We start from the raw sequence: 17,513 nt of genomic DNA, 5'->3' as shown, positions 1-17,513 counted from the left end.
GTCGGTCACTCGCCCTCTCGCCGGACGAGCGCGGTTCGCCGGCCGGAGTAGACCGGGGTGTCGTGCTGATTGAAGGCGACGTGTTCGAAGGTGACCGCGCCGGCCTCGGGCGGCCCCTCGCTCCCGTCGCAGTCGAGGACGCGGGTGAAGCCGTAGACGGTGTCGCCGAGCGTCACGAAGTCGTGGAACCGCTCGTCGACGAACCGGCGCTCGCGGTAGGTCGCCTCGTCGGAGCGGGCGTGTGCCAGCGCGACCGAGCGGGTCACGTCGCCGTAGGCCACGATGTCGCCCGACGGCGAGTCGGCCATCTCGTCGCGGTTGTGGTGCTGGCGGGCCGTGTTCAGCGTCGCCAGCGGGAGGCCGGCGACGAGGTGGTCGTCCATCGTCCGTCCGCGTTCGTGGCGGTAGGCGACGGCGGCGTCGGCACCGTCGGCCCGCTCCAGCGCCGCCCGGAAGTCCTCGAAGCGCCCGCCGTCGGGCGCGACCAGCGTGTCCGGGAGGGCCGGGCCGTCGTCGGCCTGCTCCGCCGACTGCCCGCCCCCGTCAGTCGAGACCGGGTCGCGCCGCGGGAGCATGTTCGTCCGTTCGTAGGAGACCAGTACCTCGCCGGTCTCGGGGTCCCGGCCCTCCGTCGCCCACGAGACGATGCCGTACTCGGGCCGCGAGGACGACGTGCGCGTGTCGGTCACCGTCGAGGTGACCGCCAGTTCCGTCCCGGGATAGGCCGGGCGGTGGAACGTCACGTCCGTCCGGCCGAGGAAGTAGCCGCCCTTCTCCGAGAGGTCCTCGACGGTGACGCCCATCACGCAGGCCAGCAGGTAGTCGGGGTGGACCGGCGGCTCCTCGAACCCGCGGTCGCGGGCCGCGTCGGGCCGCCAGTAGGCCGGGGCGTGGTTGAGCGTCGCCCCCATCCACTCCTCGCTGCCGTGCTGAGAGAGGCGGAGGCCGGGGTCGTGGTCGAGCGTGTCGCCCTCGGCGAAGAACTCGAAGTAGTGGCCCTTCTCGCGGGTCGCCGCGCGGTCCAGCAAGGCGTCGAAGGTCTCGCCGTCGGCGGTGTCGAGCGCGTCGGGGTCGCTCCAGTCAGTCATCGGCGGGCACCTCCCGCCCGTCACGGCGACGGGCCAGCGTCCGCCGCATCTCGTTGGTGACGACCATGAACCCCTCGTCGAACCCCATCCCGGGCTTTGCCAGCACCTGCGCGGCGTCGGTCGCCATCGCCACGTGGGCGCAGGCCCGCGCCGAGGTGACCGTCTCGTTGCAGGTGCCGCCCAGATACGCCCGCGTGTCGGTGCCCTCGCAGTACAGCACCGCCTCGGCCGAGCGCTGGACGCCGCCGAGGTCGGGCGTCTTGACCTGCACCACGTCGGCCGCGCCGGCGTCGACGAACGCCCGCACGTCGTCGAAGGTGTTGCACCACTCGTCGGCGACGATGTCCACGTCGACGCCCGCGTCGGCCAGTCCGTCCCGGAGTTGGGCCATCTCCCGAATCTGCTCGCTCCGTCCGCCGGCGTCCATCGGCCCCTCGACCTGCAGGGGGTACGGCGCGGCGGCCTCTTGGAGCGTCCGGAAGTAGTCGGTCACCTCGGCGCGGTCGTAGGGCGGTCCGAACACCTTTCCGAGAATGCCGTACACGTCGACGTGGAACCGCGGGGCGTACCCGTCGGGACCGAGTTCGCCGGCGCGGTCGGACAGCCACGCGAGGTACTCCCGCAGTCCCTCGCCGTCTTCGCCGACCTTCTCGACGCTGTTGAACAGCCCGTGTGGCAAAACGGGGACGCCCTTGATGAGCATCTTCTCGGCGTTGGTCCGGCGCTCGTCGCCCGACTGGCCGAACACCGGCACCGGCCGGTCGGCGGGGTCGGTGTCGTAGGCCGCCGCGAGCACGTCCGTCGGCGTCGTCCGCTCGGCGGTGGCCGCGGCGTTCAAAAGCGCCTGCGAGACGCCGTAGCGGACCGCGGTGTGTAGGCGGTCGCCGCCGGACTCGCGGGCGTCCAGCGACTCGACGGTCTCGGCGTTGTCCCGGAACGCGGTCGCGTTCCGGCCCCGGAGTTCGTCGGCGACCTCCCTTTCCACGACCGGCCGGTACTCGGCGGCGCGAAACAGCGGGTCCCGGCCGCCCGCGCCCGAGTACTGGACCGCGGCGCAGTCCCCGGAGACGACCGTGCCGTCGGCCAGTTCGAGTTCGACGACGAGCGACTCGCCGGCCTCGCGGACCCGCTCGAAGCCGTCGGTCACGGGCTGGCCGTCGTAGTCGAACCCCTGTTGGGTCGCCCCGTCCTTGATGGCGCGCTGGTCGTCGAAGAAAAAGCCCGAGACGCCCGGGACCGCCCGGACCGACTCAATCCGCATCGCTCGCACCTCCCTCGCCGGCGGTCGGCCGACCGATGAGTTTCCCCTCGCTGATGGCGTCCACGTCGTCGGCGACCATCCGGAACGACTGGTCGCGCCCCTCCGTGCGGGCCCGCTCGCCCAGCAGGGCGCTGTGGGTCTCCTGTATCTCCTCGGGGAGCGCGAGGTCGCCGAACTCGAAGATGCGGACGCGCCCGTCGTCGTCGCGGGCGGGCAGGACCGCCCCCTTCGCGGCGTCGCTGGGCGCGAAGGGCACGTCCAGCGCGCCGCTGTCGAACGCCCGGACGACGCCGCGGGCCACGTCGCCGTCGCCGGCGTCGGAGACGGCGTCCATCAGCGCGTGGGTCGCCCGTTCGATGAGTGCCTGTTCCTCGTCGATGCCGCCGAGGTCGATGTCTTGCTCTATCAGCATGTCGATGAGCTGTCGTGTGGTGCGGAGGCCGGAGGCGTTTGCCTCCTTCGTCGGGACGCCTTGGAACTCCTGTGGGGACTTCGTGATGACCTTGTCGGGCTGTGCGACCGCCGCCGTCGCGCCGCCGAGGCTGATGACGCCGTTGGCGCGGGCCTCGTCGGGCGGGAACCCGCCCATCCACTCGTGGAAGACGGTGGTGACCGTCACTGGGTCTGGCAGATACGCCTCGCCCAGCGCCCGCAGTGCCCGCAGCGCGGCCACGTCCTGCACGAGGTTGCCGACCTGCCCGTAGCCCAGCGTCAGCGAGCGCACGCCCTGCGTGGCCGCGAGCTGCCCCTCGATGAGCATCACCGCGATGGCGATGCAGGGTGGGACCAGCGTCCCGGTCAGCGGACCGAACGGCTCGCGGTTGATGGTGACGCCCCGCTCGGTGTAGGCCCCACAGAGCCGGTCGACGAACTGCCAGTGCTCGATGGTCGTCTCGAGGTCGTGGCGTTTCGTGTAGGGGATGTTGTACGAGATGGGGCCGCCCTCGAAGCTCTGGAAGCCGCCCGCGAGGGTGACCATCGCCAGCAGGCGCGCGTCGGGCGTCCCGTGGCGCACCTCGATGGGGGCGTCGAGGGCCCGGATGAGCCGGCGGCAGTCCTCGACCCCGTGGTTGACGGCGGGGAAGCCGTTGAGTTCGTCGGACTCGCTGTTGCGAGAGGCCGATAGCCCCTCCTCGGCCTTCTCGTACTCGTTGTCACGCGTGTAGGAGTCGATGGTCGTCGGCAGGAGGTCGGCCCCGCCCTCGTCTTGCAGATAGCGCAGGAGGTCTATCTGGTCTTCGAGCAGCGGCACTCCAGCGCGCGGCTGGAGCAGCGGCCGGTCGGCCGTCTCCAAGACGCGGGCGAACGACTTCGAGGCGGGCAGGGAGTCGTGGAAGGCGACGGCCTCTTCGAAGTCGACCTCGCGCCCGGTGGGCCACTCGTCGCGGAGGTCGCCGGCGATGCGCTGTAGCTGGTCGGCCGGGAGCTTCGTGTCCGTGGGCATGGTCAGCTATCGACCGTGACCCGTTCGCCCTCTGTGGTCGTGACCTGCAGGTCACGCCGGAGGTCCGCGATGGCGTCTTCGGGGTCCGTTTCCGCGTCGAAGACCCGGTCGAAGCCCATCTCGCGGAAGCGCTCGCGGGTCTCCTCGAAGTCGGCCTGCCCGACCGAGAGGTTGCCGCCGACGTAGGTCAGGACGTCCAGCCCGGCCGCGTCGAGTTCCTCGTGGAGCCCGTCGCAGTCCTGCCGGGCGTGCCCGTAGAGCGAGGAGACCAGTACAGCCTCGGCGTCGTGGGATTTCGCGGCGTTGACGAACTCGGCCTGCGAGGTCTGGACGCCGAGGTTGACGACGTCGAAGCCGGCGGCCGAGAGCGCCTGCTCGAGAATCGTGATACCGACGACGTGTGCGTCGGAGCCTATCACGCCGAGGATGACGGTCCGGGGCATGTACAACGGACTGGCAGCCGCCCGGGGATAAACCTAATGGTCTATCATGATAATATCTCCTTAAACAATCTATAATGGTTAATCACGAGGATTTATGCCCGGCCGTCGCCTCGCTCCGGCCATGGGTGCGCTTGCCGACCTGCGTGTGCTCGACCTGACGCAGGTCCTGTCCGGACCGTACTGCACGATGCTGCTCGCGGACATGGGCGCGGACGTGGTAAAGGTCGAGCGTCCCGGCGGCGACATGATACGCTCGAACCCCCCGTTCGTCGACGACCGCGAGGCCGAGGCCTACGGCGGCTACTTCCAGAGCGTCAACCGCGGCAAGCGCTCGCTGGAGTTGGACCTCCGGACCGACGCCGACCGCGAGGCGTTCCTCTCGCTGGTCGAGCGCGCGGACGTGGTCGTCGAGAACTTCAAGGCCGGGACGATGGAGTCGTTCGACCTCGGCTACGAGACCCTGCGCGAGCACAACCCGCAGCTAATCTACTCCTCCATCCGTGGCTTCGGCGACCCGCGGACGGGCGAGACCCACCGACAGGGCCAACCCTCCTTCGACCTCATCGCGCAGGCGCTGGGCGGCGTCATGGAGATTACCGGGCCCGAGGACGGCCCGCCGACGAAGGTGGGGCCGGGCGTCGGCGACATCTTCACGGCCGCGCTCAACGCCGTCGGCGTCCTCGCGGCGGTCCACCACCGCGAGCGGACCGGCGAGGGCCAGTACGTCGACACCGCGATGTACGACGCGATGGTGTCGCTCTGTGAGCGCAGCGCCTACCAGTACTCCTGTGACGGCGACGCGCCGACCAGACAGGGCAACTCCCACCCGACGCTGTTCCCCTACGACGCCTTCGAGGCCGACGACGGCTACCTCGTCCTCGCGGCGTTCAACGACCGCCACTGGACGGCGCTGTGTGAGGCGATGGACCGCCCGGAACTCGCGGCCGAGTACGACGACGCGGGCGCGCGGCTGGCGAACCGCGAGGACCTACGGGCCGAAATCGCCGACTGGACGCGCCGATATACCGTCGAGGAAGTCGTCGAGACGCTGGACGGGTCGGTGCCCGCCGCGCCCGTCCAAGACGCCGCGGACGTGTTCGCCGACCCCCACGTCCGCGACCGGAAGATGCTGGCCGACGTGGACCAACCGGGGGCGGACGCCCCCATGACCGTCGCCGGGTCGCCGGTCAAGATGACCGAGACGAACCCCGAGCCCCGCGGCCGCGCGCCGCTGCTGGACGAACACCGCGAGGAACTGCTGGGAGAGGACGCGCCGACGCCGACCGGCCGCGCTGACGACGACTAGGCAGGCGTCCACTCGAACCGGTAGACGACGTTCAACACCGAGTCCGAGAGACAGACCGTGACGCCCTCGGGGCCGGGCGTCGCGCTCACCGTCGTCGGGAACCAGAGGTCCCCCCGCCCGGTTTCGCCGCCGAAGACGCCGAACGAGTCCACCGGCTCCGCGCTCGGGACGCCGTCGTCGTCGAGCGCGAACACCTTGATGGCGCGGTTGACGAGGTCGGTCACGAACAGGTGGCCGTCGGCCAGCGCCAGCCCGGTCGGCAGGAGGAACCGGGCGCTGTCGTCGCCGTAGCCGGCCGTCCCGAGGCTCCGCCACCCCTCGCCCGTGTCGTACTGCACCCGGTGGTTGTTCCGGTCGGCGACGTAGGTACCCTCGGGACCGACCGCCACCGCCGACGGGAGCCAGAACTCGCCGGCGTCGTGGCCGAAACCGCCGGCGTAGCCGTCGTCCTCGACGGTCCAGCCGTCGGCGTCGACAACCCACTTCCCGACCCGGCCGTTGAGCGAGTCGGCCACGCGGATGCGGGCGCGGCCCCCGCCGAGCGGCTCGACGGCGACGCCCCGCGGGAGCTTCACGTCCGGACCGAAGTACCCCCACTTCCCGAACGAGGCCACCGGTTCGAGCGTCCCGTCGGCGACCCGGTAGCCGTGTATCTGGCGCTCGTCGTCGCGCTCTCCCGCGTCGGCGCTGTAGTCCGCGGCGAAGAGGACCCGCTCGCCGCCGACGCGCCACGTCGCCAGCGCCGCCGGGAAGTAGTTCCGCGGGAGCGCCAGCGGTTCCAGCGGCGGTTCCAGCCCCGGCCCCGTGCGCTGGACGCGGCCGTTCCCGCCGTCGGCTATCCAGAGCCGTCGCTCGCCGTCGTCCTCGGTGACGACGCTCCCGGCGGGGTAGTCCAGCCACCCCGCCGCGTCGGGCCGGCCGCCGGTCCGCGCCAGCAGGTCCCGACGCTCGGCGACGAACCGGAGTTCGAACCCGGAGACGGTGTGGGAGAGCGCCTCAGTGACGAGCGCGCGGCCGCGAATCAGTCCGGTGTCGTCGCCGGCGTCGCCCGCGTCGTAGCCGGCGACGGCCATCGGCCCGGCGAACCGGCGGTCGTCGAGGGCCGGCGCGATTACCGAAGGGACCTCGCCCTTGCTGTCGCCGTCGGCGTCGTAGGCGAAGACGTGGCCCCCGCCCACGTCGGGGACGAGGATGCGCTCCTCGTCGGGGAGGTAGCTCACACCCCGCGGGACCCGGAACTCGTCGTCCAGCACCGGGCTGTCCGTGTGGTCGAACGGGACCCCCCGGCCGCGGCCGTCACACCGCACCACGTTGGCGTAGTAGGGCGGGTCGCCGTCGACGCGGTGCTGGACGCCGTAGCCGGTGTTGGCGACCAGCAGGTTCCCCTCGGGGCCGATAGCCAGCCCTTGGGGCCAGTACAGCGGTATCGGGTCGTCGTCGGGTCGGTCGACGGCCTCGATGTGGCGACGGACCGCCCCCTCGCCGTCGAAGACGACCACGCGGCTCCGCGTCCGTTCCGGGCCGGCGTGGTAGAACTCGTCGGCGACGAACACGTCGAGGCCGTCCGGTCCTTCCCGGACCGCGACGCCGTTGGGGTGAAAGTTCCCGTCGCCGACCGCGAGCGTCCGCTCGTGGGTCACTGCGGGCCCGGCGTCGTCTCCGTCGTAGCGATACGAGAGCGCCTGCACGCGGTGGTTTCCGAGGTCCGTGACGAACACCGTCGGCTCGTTCGGATGGTGGGCGAGCCGGAAGGGCAGGTCGAACTCGCCGGGCGCGGCCCCGACGCCGCCGACCCGCGTGAGGACGCGCTCGAGCGCCGTATCGAACACCAGCAGGCGGTTGCCGCCGGCGTCGGCGACCCAGACGTTCCCGCGGCGGTCCTGTAGCGCGCCGACCGGCGTCGTGAGCGCCACGTCGTCGGCGGGTCCGGGGACCGCGTCGGCGGCGGGTTCGGGGCGGACACCGTAGGTGTGGACGTGTCGGGCGGGCATCGATACCGGGGTTCGGGCCGCCCTCAAGTAGTACTGTCGGCGGCGTCGAGTTCGATGCGGACCGTCGTCCCGCCCTCGTCGGTGTCGACGTGGAGGTCGCCGTCGGCCCGCCGGACCACCCAGTCGATGAGCCACAGGCCCGCGCCGCTGGTGTGTTTGAGCTGGGTCTCCTCGCGGCTCTCCAGCGCGGCGAGTTCGTTGGTCGGGATGCCGGGGCCGGTGTCACTGACGCTGAGGACGACGCGCTCGCCCCGCCGACGCGCCTCGACGGTGACCGACGGCTCCGCGTCGTCGTGGACGACGGCGTTCTCGACGGCGTTCTCGACTGCGAGCCGGAGTGTCGGGTGCGCTCGGACCGCACAGTCCTCGGGCACGTCGACGGCGTAGTCGGCCTCGGGATGTGCCTCGGCGACGGTGCCGACGGCGTTGCGGACGATGGCCGCGAGCGCGAGCGTCGTCCGCTCGGCCTCGCTGTCGACCAAACGCTCTATCTCGCGGGCCTTCTCCGCGGTCCGGAGGAGTTTCGTTGCGCTCGCCGCTATCTTCTCGCCGGCCGTCTCCGGGTCGGCCTCGCCGGTCCGCAGCCTGTCGCCGTGGTGCTGGACGAGCGTCAGTTCGGACCTGATGTTGTGGCGGAGGAAGCGAGCGAGTACCTGTTTGAGAAGGTTCAGTTCGGCCCGGCGGCGCTCGCGGTCCGTCACGTCGTGGAGCGTCCCGACCACGCCCGCGCCGTCGTCGGTCCGTACGGTCCCGAGCGTCAGTTCGTACCGCCGGTCGGCGCCGTCGCCGTCGGGCACTCGGAGTTCGTCCCGTTGCCACTCCTCGTCCCCGTCGTCGAGCGCGTCTAGCGCCGCCGAGACCCGCTCGGCCGCTCGGGCCGGGAACAGGTCGACGAGCGCGCGGCCGGTCAGCGACGCCCGGTCCGCGTCGAACAGCGCCGCCATCGCCCCGTTGAGCAGTTCGATGCGGCCCGCCCTGTCGAGGACGTACATCGGGTCGCGCGCGGCCTCAACGAGCCGCTCGTAGCGCTCCAGCGTTCGCTCGCGGCGCTTGCGTTCGGTGATGTCGCGCGCGACGCCCATCAGCCCGGCGTACGCGCCGTCGGCCGACAGCAAGAGCGTGTAGTTGACCGCCACGTCCTTTCGCTCCCCGGTCCGCGTCTCGAAGGTCATATCCAGCGTGACGCTGTCGGGGCCGTCGTCGGCCAGTAGCTCTTCGACGCTCTCCTGTCCACGTTCGAGTTCGCCGTCGGCGAGGACCCGCGCCGCGTGCGAGCCGATGAGGTCGTCGCGGTCGTACCCCACCAACTCGGCGAACGCGCGGTTACAGAGGTCGATGTTGCCGTTCTCGTCGAGCGTGTAGAGGCCGTCCTCGGCCCGCTCGACGAGCAGGTCGAGCAGTTCCAGCCGGGCCTCCCGGTGTACGTCCGCGGTCACGCGCTCGAACACCTCCAGCCTGAGCGACCCGGCGGCCGCCGGCAGTCGGTGGCGGCTGTGACGGAAACAGACCGCGCCGTCGGCCGTCGGGATGGTGAACGTCGCCGGCTCCCCGTCGGCGGCCGCCCGTGTCACCGTCTCGATGCTTTCCGGCTCGTCGGCGAGCAGCGCCCGCAGGCGCTCGTCGAACGTGCTCGACGGGACCGCCGTCTCGACCCGGTCGACCGGAAACACCGACTCGAACGGCGCGCTCGCCCAGACGGCTGTCCCGTCGTCGGCGACGAGGAACTGCTCGGTCCGCCGGTCGGTGTCCGTCTCGACCCGTGCCAGCGCCCGGGCCAGCGCGTACCGCGTCCGGTCGGTACTGCCCGCCGGGTCGGTCAGCGACTGGACCTTCGCCGCCAGCAGGTCCCCGTCGTCCCCGCCGGCCCGGCGCTCGACGACGGTGTCGACCGCGGTGAGTACGTCGGGGTCGACCCGGGACGGGTCGATACCGGTGTAGAGGACGACTGGAGCCGCGACGCGGTCGAGAAGGGCCGCCAACGAGACGCCGTCGACGCGGTCGGCGACGACGAGACAGTCGATGCGCTCGCCCGCGAGTAGCTCGCGGGCGCGTTCGGTGTCGCCGGCACCGAGGACCGTGACGCCCTCGCAACGCCGTTCGAGCGTCTCGGCGACCGCGGCGCGGCAGTCGTCGTCGCCGTCGACGTGGAGGACGCGGCGGGCCGGTTCGTGGGGTTCGTGGCTCTCTGTCATCCTGACCCGTCTTTGGAGTACGGTACCACACCTTCCGAGGGGGAGCTAAAAAACATGTCGTCGATGAGACACCGGGCGGGTGACGGAACCCGGCGGTTGAAATACGGGCGCGCCCAACCCCGCCGTGATGTCCGACCGGGCCGCGACGGACGACGAGCCGTGGCAGTCGTACTTCGGCTTCGACGAGCCCTACGCCAATCAGGCCGACGCCATCGAGCGCGCCATCGAAGCCGGCAAGTCGCGGGGCTTTCTCGCCATGGAGGGGCCCTGTGGCACCGGGAAGACGATGGCGGCGCTGACGGCCGCGACGCACCTCCTCCGGGACACGGAGCTGTACGACCGCCTCGTCGTCGTCACGCCGGTCAAACAGCAGCTCCAGCAGTTCGTCGACGACCTGCGGACGCTCAACGCCGGCCTCGACGAACCGATGGACGGTATCGCGCTTGTCGGCAAGACGGACCTCTGCCCGTACGGCCGCGAGGGGAAGTTCCCCGCGGACGTGGGGACCCACGACCGGTGTGAGGACCTGCGGGAGGCGACCGCCCGGCTCGTCGAGGACGACGGGACGGCCGCCGGCGGCGCGGCCGCGTCGACGGCCATCGAGCCGGCCGTCGACGACGAGGACCAGTGGTGGGACCCCCGGAAGGGCACGGACCTCGCGGCCGCGGCCCGGCCCGACGCCGTCGACCAGACGACGCTGGGCGACGACGCGCTGTCGACGGCCGGTGCCACCTCGCCGTACCGTCCCGACCAGCCGACCGCGCCGGCGTCGATGGCCGAGAGCGACGACCCGCCGCTGTACTGCCCGTTCGAGGCCGACTGGTACGCCCGCAACCGCGGGTCGCCGGTGGACTTCTCGGTCGGCCCGGAACACGTCGTCACGCTCGACGAGTACCTCCCGGCGGCCGTCGAGCGCGGGACCTGCCCCCACCGCGTGATGGGAGTCATGCTCGACGCCGCGGACGTGGTGGTCGGTAACTACAACCACCTGTTCGACCCGGACGCCCGGCCCCTGCTGGAGTCGGTGCTGGACGACCGGACCTTCGTCGTCGTCGACGAGGCCCACCGCCTCGAAGGCCGGGTCCGGGACCTGCTCTCGGACCGCATCGGCCGCCAGACCATCACGCAGGCCCGCAACGACTGCAACCTGCTCGTCCAGCGCGCCCAGCAGAGCGCCGACCACAAGCAGCAGGTCCGGGACGTGCTGAGCGCCCGCGAGGTGCCACTGGAGGCCGTCGACCGCGCTCGGACGTTCTACGACGACCTGCTCGACTGGCTCGACGAGCGGGTCGCGTCGTTTCTCGACGCCGAACACGAGGGGTGGCGCGCCGACCCGAGCCGACTCCCCGAGCGCGACCGGGAGATACCGCTGCGGGACCCCGACGCCGTCGAGCGCGACGAACTGACCGCGTGGGCCGAGCGCCAAGGGTACGACGGGGGGTTCTGGCGGACGCTCTCGCAGGTCGGGGCGGCCGTCGAGGATGCCGTCGACCAACTCGGCTTGACCCGCCAGCCCGTCTGTGCCGCCGTCGGTGCTCTGCTGGGCAACTGGTGGGAGCGGGACCACGCGACCTTCCTCCGCGAGGTGGAACTCGAACATTCGCCGAAAGACCGCCGCTCGGTCGACGCCGACTACGAGGCCGCCTACACCGCCGGGCTGTGCTGTTACAACTGCATGCCGGCGACGGCGTTGCGGGACGTCTTCGACGACCTCGGGGGTGGCGTGTTGATGAGCGCGACGCTGGAGCCGCTGGACGTGTTCACGCGGGTCTCCGGGCTGGACGCGCTGGCGGCCGACGGGGACGACGCCCGCCCGGTCCGGACCGCGACCTACGACCTCCCCTTTCCCCGCGAGAACCGCGCCTCGTATCTAGTCGACGCCGCGCCCTTCACCGCCCGCAACCGCGGCGACCCCGAGGCGATGGAGCCGCTGGGCGCGGAGTGGAACCGGACCCGCGACGAGTACGCCCAAGCGCTCCGGGCGCTGGCCCGCTCGCCGGGCAACGTCATGCTCGCCATGCCCAACTACCGGGAGGCCCGCTGGGCCGGTGCGTACCTCGACGGGGCCGTCGACAAGCCGGTGTTGGTCGACGAGTCTTCCGGAAACGAGGCCACGGAGGCGCTGAAACGGCGGTTCTTCCGCGGTGACGGGAAGGTTCTAGTCACCTCGACTCGCGGGACACTCACCGAGGGTGTCGACTACGACGGCGCGAAGCTCTCGACCTGTGCCGTCGTCGGCGTCCCGCTCGTGAACATCGGCTCGCCTCGGGTGCGGGCGGTCCAGCGGGCCTACGGCGACGCCTTCGGCGAGGACGTGGCCTTCGAGTACGCGCTGACGGTGCCGGCGGTCCGCCGGGCGCGACAGGCGCTCGGGCGGGTCATCCGCGGCGTCGACGAGGTCGGCGTCCGGGCGTTCGTGGGCCGGCGCTACACCGAGGGCGCGCGCCACTCTGTCTTCCCGTATCTCCCGGCCGGCGAGCGAAGGGAGTTCACCCGCATGACGCCGGACTTCCTCGCCGACCAGCTCGACGCGTTCTGGGGCGCTCACCGCTGAGTCGGCGGGTCCCACACGTGCCTATCAACCGGAACATTTCGGGGGCAACAGAAAGACTATACACGATGGCCGGAGTGTTTCAGGGGATGCCCGAGTGTCAGAACTGCGGCGAGTTCGTAACAGAGCAGTACGTGCGGGTCTTCACCCCCGAGGCCGCCGAGAGCCACGGGCCGCGGGTCTGCCCGAACTGCGAGGACAAGCTCCGGGACGGTGCCGACGTGCGCGAGGCCCGCTCCTCCCGGCAGTGACCTGACTCTTTTCCGGGAAGTACACAAGTCTGGGGGCGCGTAGTCGCTCCCATGACCGACATCGACGTCGAGGCCGTCGACGACATCGCCGCACCGACCGGCGTCGACGCCCCCGACTACGTGCTCTACGGCGGGAAAGGCGGCGTCGGGAAGACGACCTGTGCGGCGGCGACGGCGCTGGCCTCGGCCAGAGACGACACCGCGACGCTGGTCGTCTCGACGGACCCGGCCCACTCGCTGTCGGATACGCTGGGGACGGACATCCCGGCGACCCCGACGCGGGTCCGCGAGGACATCCCGCTGTACGCCGCCGAGATAGACCCGGAGGCCGCCGTCGGCGACGGCCCGCTCGGGATGGACGGCGACGCGCTGGGTGGCCTCGGCGAGATGCTCGGCGGTGGCGGGCCGGCGTCCGAGGGCGGTGCGGGACCGCTCGACGGCGACGACGGTCTGCTCGACGGGTCGATGCCCGGGGCCGACGAGGCCGCCGCGATGCGGCTCCTGCTCGATTACGTCGACGACGACCGCTTCGACCGCGTGGTCGTCGACACCGCGCCGACCGGCCACACGCTCCGCCTGCTGGAACTGCCCGAGACGATGGATTCGATGGTCGGGACGGTCCTCAAACTGCGCGAGCGGTTCTCGGGGATGATGGACAACCTCGGCGGACTGTTCGGCGACGACGAACCCGACACCGAGGCCGGCGTCGAGGACCTGCGGGAACTCAGCGCCCGCATCGAGCACCTGCGGGGCATCCTCCGGGACCCCGCCCAGACCGACTTCCGCGTGGTGATGGTGCCCGAGGAGCTGTCGGTCGTCGAGTCCGAGCGGTTGCTGGGCCAGTTAGAGGAGTTCGGCATCCCCGTCGGCACTATCGTCGTCAACCGCGTGATGCAGGACCCCAGCGAGATTCTGGGCGAACCAGTCGACATCGAGGGGCCGAACCACGCGGACTGTGGCTTCTGTGCCCGCCGCTGGGACGTCCAGCAGTCGGCGCTGGCCCGCGCACAGGACCTGTTCCGGGGCCACGACGTGCGGCGAGTCCCGCTGTTCGCCGAGGCGGTCCACGGCGAGCGCCTGCTGTCGGTCGTCGCCGCCTGTCTGGACTAGTCGCTCGCGGCCACCCGCCGGACCAGTCCGACGGCGGCGTCTCGCCACTGCTCGGGGACGTACCGCGCCAGCCCCGCCAGCCGCGCGCTCTCGCCGACCGGATACCGCGGCGCGGGGTCGCTGGCGCTGGCGGCGTCCCGAATCGTCAGTGCGACCGCCCACGGCGTCACCGAGACGGCGTCGTGGACGCCCGAGACCCGCGAATCCTCGGCCAGTCTGTCGAGCCAGCCGTAGGCGGCGGAGGGACGGGTTCGCGCGCCCTCGCCGTCGACGGCGCTCTCGACGGGCCCGGGTTCGACCACGACCACGTCGACGCCGAAGGGGTCGACCTCCGTCCGGAGCGCGTCGCTCAGCGCCTCCAGCCCCGCCGCCGGGGCCGCCGTCGCGCCCTGTCCGGCCACACCGAAGCGGGCCGCTATCGTCGAGACGTTGACGACGGTCCCCCGCTCCCGGTCGCGCATGTGCGGGAGCACCTCGCGGACGAGCCGGTGTGGCCCGTTGACCCACCGGTCGAACTGCGCGTCGAGGGTGTCGGTACCCACGTCCTCCAGCGCGCCGAAGTGCGCCCGGCCGGCGTTGTTGACCAGACAGTCGATTCGCCCGGTAGCGTCGACCACGTCCGCGACGACCCGCTCGCACTCGCGGGCGTTCGTCACGTCCAGTTCCGCCGTCTCACACCCCTCACGCTCGGCGAGGTCGCTCACCGCCTCCGCGTCGGCGGCGGTCGCCCACACGGTCCAGTCGTCGTCCAGAAAGGCCTCGGCGGTCGCTCGGCCCACGCCCGAGGACGCGCCCGTAATCAGCACCGTCTTCGCCATGGTCGCCCGGACACGCCCGAGGCAGTTAAGGCCACACGGTCGACGCCCGCGACCCCGAGCCGGCGGCTCGCGCCACGGGGGCTCACACGTCGGCTTTCGCCTCGTCGGCGGCGGCGTCGGCGAGCCGGGTCGGCTCCGGGAGCTTGTAGTCCTCGGCGGTCGCCGCGACGAGGGCCGCGGCCGTGTCGGCGCTCACACGGTGGCCCGGGCTCACGACCAGCGGATTGACGTGGCGGTTCGGCGAGTCGTACTGCCGGGTTTGGACGGCGTAGCCGACGACGGTCCCGGGGGCGGCCGTCTCGTACTCGTCGTCGGCCTCGATGGGGACCGTCGTCCCGGCGGGGAAGCCGCCGTCGAGCGGCTCCGCGGGCGTCCCACAGAGCAGGCTCTTGGCGACCCCGACGGTCGGCACGTCGAGCGTGACGCCGACGTGGGTTGCCAGCCCCGCCTCGCGGTAGTGGATGCGGCCGCTGCCGTCGACGAGCACCACGTCCGGCTCGCGCTCCAGCTGGTCGAGCGCCGCGAGGACGGCCCCGCCCTCGCGGAAGGACAGCAGGCCGGGGACGTAGGGAATCTCCGCCGGCTCGACGGCGTGGACCCGCTCGACGACGTCGCCGTCCCGCAGGACGACCGCCGCCGAGACGGCCCGGTCGCCGGCGAACGCTTGGTCGACGCCGGCGACCAGCGGCGGCTCCGCGCGCGCCGCGTCCCCCTCGGTAAGCGTCGCCTGCCCCGCGTCGGTCCCGAGCGCGGTGGGGTCGACCGAGAGGTCGTCGTCGAAGACGGCCGCCGCCGCGATGTCCCGCTGGAGCGCCTCCATCTCGGCCCGCGAGAGCGACGGGTCGGGAACGAACTCGGGGCGGGCGGGGACCATCGTCACGGTCGCCGCCGGCCGGGACCGCCCGGGCCGCCGGGGCCGCCGGGGCCGCCGCCCGGGCCGCCCCCGCGGCCGAACTGGAGTTGGCTCGGAACCCGCGTCTGCCCCTTGATTCGCTTCCCGTACCAGAGGCCGATGCCGAGGCCGATGAGGTGAGCCGCGTGGGCGACGTTCCCGCCGAGCAGGCCGCCGGCGAACGGACTGAACGCGCCGAAGACGCTCAACAGCAGGTAGAAGCCGGTGATAGCCCAGATGGGGACCGGGATGAGGAAGTAGAGGTACACCCGGAGGTCCGGGTTCAGCACGGTCAGGAACGCGAGGATGGCGAGCGCCGCGCCGCTGGCCCCCAGCACCGGCGCGGTGATGCCTTGGACGGCCATGATGAGTATCTGCCCGAGGCCGGCGAGGACGCCCGCCGCGAGGAAGAAGGCGGCGTAGCGCCGCGAGCCCAGTTGCTGCTCGACGATACGGCCGAAGAAGTAGATGATGATCCCGTTGCCGATGATGTGGTAGAAGCCCGCCGGCGAGTGCGAGAAGATGGACGTGACCCACGTCCAGACGTACTCGGGGTGGGCCGGGCTGAGCGTGAATATCGCCTGCCACGCCGGCGACCGCGGGTACAGCGCGGGATTGGGGATACCCAACACCAGCCGCCCGACGACGTGTTCGAGGACGAAGACGACGGCCATCACCGCGAGGAACAGGTACGTCACGTTGCCCCGGAAGTAGCCGAAGACGCCGCCGGGACCCGTGTCGAGGCCGAGACGGTCCGCGAGGCTCTGCGAACCCGTCGACCGGTCGGTCGTGACGCTGTCGTCGAAGCCGCTGTCGAAGACGCCGCCGGGGTCGTCCCAGCTATCGAGGCCGGGACAGTCGTGGGCCTCCGGGAGGCGGTGTTCCGAGCAGAACGTCCCGCCGCAGTGGCCACACTGGTACGGCATGCTCTCTGACCTGCCGCACTCGTCGCAGTTCGACATTACCGGCGGTATGGGTGGCCCGGCCAAAGGGGTTGTGTTTGCCGGGACGCTCGCCACCGCTCTCGCCCCTCCCCGCCCGCCGGCCCGCGACGCCGAGGGGCGTGTCCTTTTGGTCGCCACGCGCGAACGGTCGCCCATGCGTGCAGCAGTGTTCCGCGGCCCCGGCGACATCCGCATCGAGGAGGTACCCGACCCCGAGGTCGAGGCTCCGACGGACGCGGTCGTCCGCGTCACCCACACCGCGGTCTGTGGCTCGGACCTCTGGTTCTACCGGGGCGAGAGCGACCGCGACGAGGGCGCTCGCGTCGGCCACGAGCCGATGGGCGTCGTCGAGGCTGTCGGCGACGACGTGACCAGCGTCGACCCCGGCGACCGGGTGCTGGCCCCCTTCGCAATCAGCTGCGGCGAGTGCGAGTACTGCCGGAAGGGGCTCTACACCTCCTGTGTCGAGGGCGAGTCGTGGAGCGGGACGACTGACGGCGCGCAGGGCGAGCAGGTCCGGGTCCCCTTCGCCGACGGGACGCTCGTCCGGGTGCCCGACCGCCACGCCGACGACGAGGCCACGCTCGAATCGCTCCTCCCGCTGACGGACGTGCTGTGTACCGGCCACCACGCCGCCGTCAGTGCCGGCGTCGAGCGGGGCAGCACCTGCGCCGTGGTCGGCGACGGCGCTGTCGGGCTGTGTGCCGTTCTCGCCGCCCAGCGACTCGGCGCGAACCGCATCCTCGCGCTCGGCCACCACGAGGACCGCCTCGACATCGCCGAGTCGTTCGGCGCGACCGACACCATCGCGGCCCGCGGCGAGGCGGCCGTCGAGGAACTGCGCGCCCGCACCGCCGGCGGCGTCGACCACGTCATGGAGTGTGTCGGCGCGTCGTCGGCGATGGAGACGGCCATCGACTGCTGTCGCCCCGGCGGGACCGTCGGCTACGTCGGCGTCCCCCACGGCATCGGCGACGACGGCGCGGTCATCGACTCGCTGTTCCGGGACAACGTCACGCTCTCGGGCGGCGTCGCCCCGGTCCGGGCCTACGTCGAGGACCTGATGGCCGACGTGCTACAGGGAACGCTCGACCCGTCCCCGATATTCACGAAGACCGTCGACCTCGACGGCATCCCCGAGGGGTACCGCGCGATGGACGAGCGCGAGGCAATCAAGGTTCTCGTCCGGGTCTGAACCGGACCGACTCCCGAGAACCCGCTC

14 protein-coding genes are annotated in these 17,513 nt (G+C 71.8%); 5 read left to right on the top strand and 9 right to left on the bottom strand.

Annotated elements, in window-relative coordinates; all coding sequences use genetic code 11:
• Window positions 1-5: 5 nt before the first annotated feature.
• Genes mch through glmS form a run of 4 tightly spaced genes read right to left on the bottom strand, consistent with a single transcriptional unit; the run spans window position 6 to window position 4,236 of the window.
• Window positions 6-1,088: a 2-methylfumaryl-CoA hydratase gene (mch, locus tag ACV7JO_RS08185; RefSeq protein WP_470352917.1), complete on the bottom strand. Its 1,083-nt coding sequence runs from the start codon at window positions 1,086-1,088 to the stop codon at window positions 6-8.
• The gene (locus ACV7JO_RS08180; protein ID WP_470352916.1) at window positions 1,081-2,349 is read right to left on the bottom strand and encodes a methylaspartate ammonia-lyase; all 1,269 of its coding nucleotides are present in this window, start codon (window positions 2,347-2,349) and stop codon (window positions 1,081-1,083) included. Before ACV7JO_RS08180 ends, mch begins: the two co-directional genes overlap by 8 nt.
• A complete protein-coding gene (locus tag ACV7JO_RS08175) occupies window positions 2,339-3,793 on the bottom strand; it encodes a methylaspartate mutase subunit E (protein WP_470352915.1) in 1,455 nt (484 codons plus the stop codon). The genes ACV7JO_RS08180 and ACV7JO_RS08175 overlap by 11 nt, the downstream gene beginning before the upstream one ends.
• A 2-nt stretch (window positions 3,794-3,795) precedes the next feature.
• Window positions 3,796-4,236 carry a methylaspartate mutase subunit S gene (gene glmS, locus ACV7JO_RS08170; RefSeq protein ID WP_470352914.1) on the bottom strand — a complete coding sequence of 147 codons (441 nt, stop codon included), beginning with the start codon at window positions 4,234-4,236 and terminating at the stop codon, window positions 3,796-3,798.
• A 121-nt stretch (window positions 4,237-4,357) separates the two neighbouring features.
• On the opposite strand from glmS, the gene mct reads away from it, so the two are divergent.
• Window positions 4,358-5,542 (top strand): succinyl-CoA:mesaconate CoA-transferase, encoded by a 1,185-nt coding sequence (mct, locus tag ACV7JO_RS08165; protein WP_470352913.1) that lies wholly within the window; start codon window positions 4,358-4,360, stop codon window positions 5,540-5,542.
• Here the strand turns inward: mct and ACV7JO_RS08160 are convergent.
• Together ACV7JO_RS08160 and ACV7JO_RS08155 are read right to left on the bottom strand one after the other, a co-directional pair.
• Window positions 5,539-7,533 carry an NHL repeat-containing protein gene (locus ACV7JO_RS08160; RefSeq protein ID WP_470352912.1) on the bottom strand — a complete coding sequence of 665 codons (1,995 nt, stop codon included), beginning with the start codon at window positions 7,531-7,533 and terminating at the stop codon, window positions 5,539-5,541. The two genes, mct and ACV7JO_RS08160, sit on opposite strands and share 4 nt — an antisense overlap.
• Window positions 7,534-7,556: 23 nt before the next feature.
• Window positions 7,557-9,725, bottom strand: coding sequence for a PAS domain S-box protein (locus ACV7JO_RS08155; protein WP_470352911.1), 2,169 nt, complete (start codon window positions 9,723-9,725; stop codon window positions 7,557-7,559).
• A 127-nt stretch (window positions 9,726-9,852) separates the two neighbouring features.
• On the opposite strand from ACV7JO_RS08155, the gene ACV7JO_RS08150 reads away from it, so the two are divergent.
• The 3 genes from ACV7JO_RS08150 (at window position 9,853) to ACV7JO_RS08140 (ending at window position 13,637) form a co-directional block, all read left to right on the top strand.
• Window positions 9,853-12,279: an ATP-dependent DNA helicase gene (locus ACV7JO_RS08150; protein WP_470352910.1), complete on the top strand. Its 2,427-nt coding sequence runs from the start codon at window positions 9,853-9,855 to the stop codon at window positions 12,277-12,279.
• Between the two features lie 86 nt (window positions 12,280-12,365).
• Window positions 12,366-12,527, top strand: coding sequence for a DUF7563 family protein (locus ACV7JO_RS08145; RefSeq protein WP_470355760.1), 162 nt, complete (start codon window positions 12,366-12,368; stop codon window positions 12,525-12,527).
• A 51-nt stretch (window positions 12,528-12,578) separates the two neighbouring features.
• Window positions 12,579-13,637 (top strand): ArsA family ATPase, encoded by a 1,059-nt coding sequence (locus tag ACV7JO_RS08140; RefSeq protein WP_470352909.1) that lies wholly within the window; start codon window positions 12,579-12,581, stop codon window positions 13,635-13,637.
• Here the strand turns inward: ACV7JO_RS08140 and ACV7JO_RS08135 are convergent.
• From ACV7JO_RS08135 to ACV7JO_RS08125, 3 genes are all read right to left on the bottom strand, one after another.
• Window positions 13,634-14,455: an SDR family NAD(P)-dependent oxidoreductase gene (locus ACV7JO_RS08135; RefSeq protein ID WP_470352908.1), complete on the bottom strand. Its 822-nt coding sequence runs from the start codon at window positions 14,453-14,455 to the stop codon at window positions 13,634-13,636. The genes ACV7JO_RS08140 and ACV7JO_RS08135 overlap by 4 nt on opposite strands.
• An 82-nt stretch (window positions 14,456-14,537) precedes the next feature.
• Window positions 14,538-15,329 carry an endonuclease V gene (locus ACV7JO_RS08130; RefSeq protein WP_470352907.1) on the bottom strand — a complete coding sequence of 264 codons (792 nt, stop codon included), beginning with the start codon at window positions 15,327-15,329 and terminating at the stop codon, window positions 14,538-14,540.
• A 2-nt stretch (window positions 15,330-15,331) separates the two neighbouring features.
• Window positions 15,332-16,309 (bottom strand): rhomboid family intramembrane serine protease, encoded by a 978-nt coding sequence (locus tag ACV7JO_RS08125; protein ID WP_470352906.1) that lies wholly within the window; start codon window positions 16,307-16,309, stop codon window positions 15,332-15,334.
• Window positions 16,310-16,445: 136 nt separating this feature from the next.
• Between ACV7JO_RS08125 and ACV7JO_RS08120 the strand changes: the two genes are divergently transcribed.
• Window positions 16,446-17,486, top strand: a complete 1,041-nt coding sequence (locus ACV7JO_RS08120; protein WP_470352905.1) for a zinc-dependent alcohol dehydrogenase family protein — start codon at window positions 16,446-16,448, stop codon at window positions 17,484-17,486.
• Window positions 17,487-17,513: the final 27 nt, after the last annotated feature.

This window comes from Haloarcula sp. MBLA0138, from assembly GCF_055632455.1.
Note: the sequence above shows the minus strand (reverse complement) of the source record. Positions and strands in the feature narration are given on the sequence as shown.

Excerpts from the sequence above, each read along its gene's own strand:
- mch (WP_470352917.1), bottom strand. The coding sequence starts at position 1,088 with ATGACTGACTGGAGCGACCCCGACGCGCTCGACACCGCCGACGGCGAG.
- ACV7JO_RS08180 (WP_470352916.1), bottom strand. The coding sequence starts at position 2,349 with ATGCGGATTGAGTCGGTCCGGGCGGTCCCGGGCGTCTCGGGCTTTTTC.
- ACV7JO_RS08175 (WP_470352915.1), bottom strand. The coding sequence starts at position 3,793 with ATGCCCACGGACACGAAGCTCCCGGCCGACCAGCTACAGCGCATCGCC.
- glmS (WP_470352914.1), bottom strand. The coding sequence starts at position 4,236 with ATGCCCCGGACCGTCATCCTCGGCGTGATAGGCTCCGACGCACACGTC.
- mct (WP_470352913.1), top strand. The coding sequence starts at position 4,358 with ATGGGTGCGCTTGCCGACCTGCGTGTGCTCGACCTGACGCAGGTCCTG.
- ACV7JO_RS08160 (WP_470352912.1), bottom strand. The coding sequence starts at position 7,533 with ATGCCCGCCCGACACGTCCACACCTACGGTGTCCGCCCCGAACCCGCC.
- ACV7JO_RS08155 (WP_470352911.1), bottom strand. The coding sequence starts at position 9,725 with ATGACAGAGAGCCACGAACCCCACGAACCGGCCCGCCGCGTCCTCCAC.
- ACV7JO_RS08150 (WP_470352910.1), top strand. The coding sequence starts at position 9,853 with ATGTCCGACCGGGCCGCGACGGACGACGAGCCGTGGCAGTCGTACTTC.
- ACV7JO_RS08145 (WP_470355760.1), top strand. The coding sequence starts at position 12,366 with ATGCCCGAGTGTCAGAACTGCGGCGAGTTCGTAACAGAGCAGTACGTG.
- ACV7JO_RS08140 (WP_470352909.1), top strand. The coding sequence starts at position 12,579 with ATGACCGACATCGACGTCGAGGCCGTCGACGACATCGCCGCACCGACC.
- ACV7JO_RS08135 (WP_470352908.1), bottom strand. The coding sequence starts at position 14,455 with ATGGCGAAGACGGTGCTGATTACGGGCGCGTCCTCGGGCGTGGGCCGA.
- ACV7JO_RS08130 (WP_470352907.1), bottom strand. The coding sequence starts at position 15,329 with ATGGTCCCCGCCCGCCCCGAGTTCGTTCCCGACCCGTCGCTCTCGCGG.
- ACV7JO_RS08125 (WP_470352906.1), bottom strand. The coding sequence starts at position 16,309 with ATGTCGAACTGCGACGAGTGCGGCAGGTCAGAGAGCATGCCGTACCAG.
- ACV7JO_RS08120 (WP_470352905.1), top strand. The coding sequence starts at position 16,446 with ATGCGTGCAGCAGTGTTCCGCGGCCCCGGCGACATCCGCATCGAGGAG.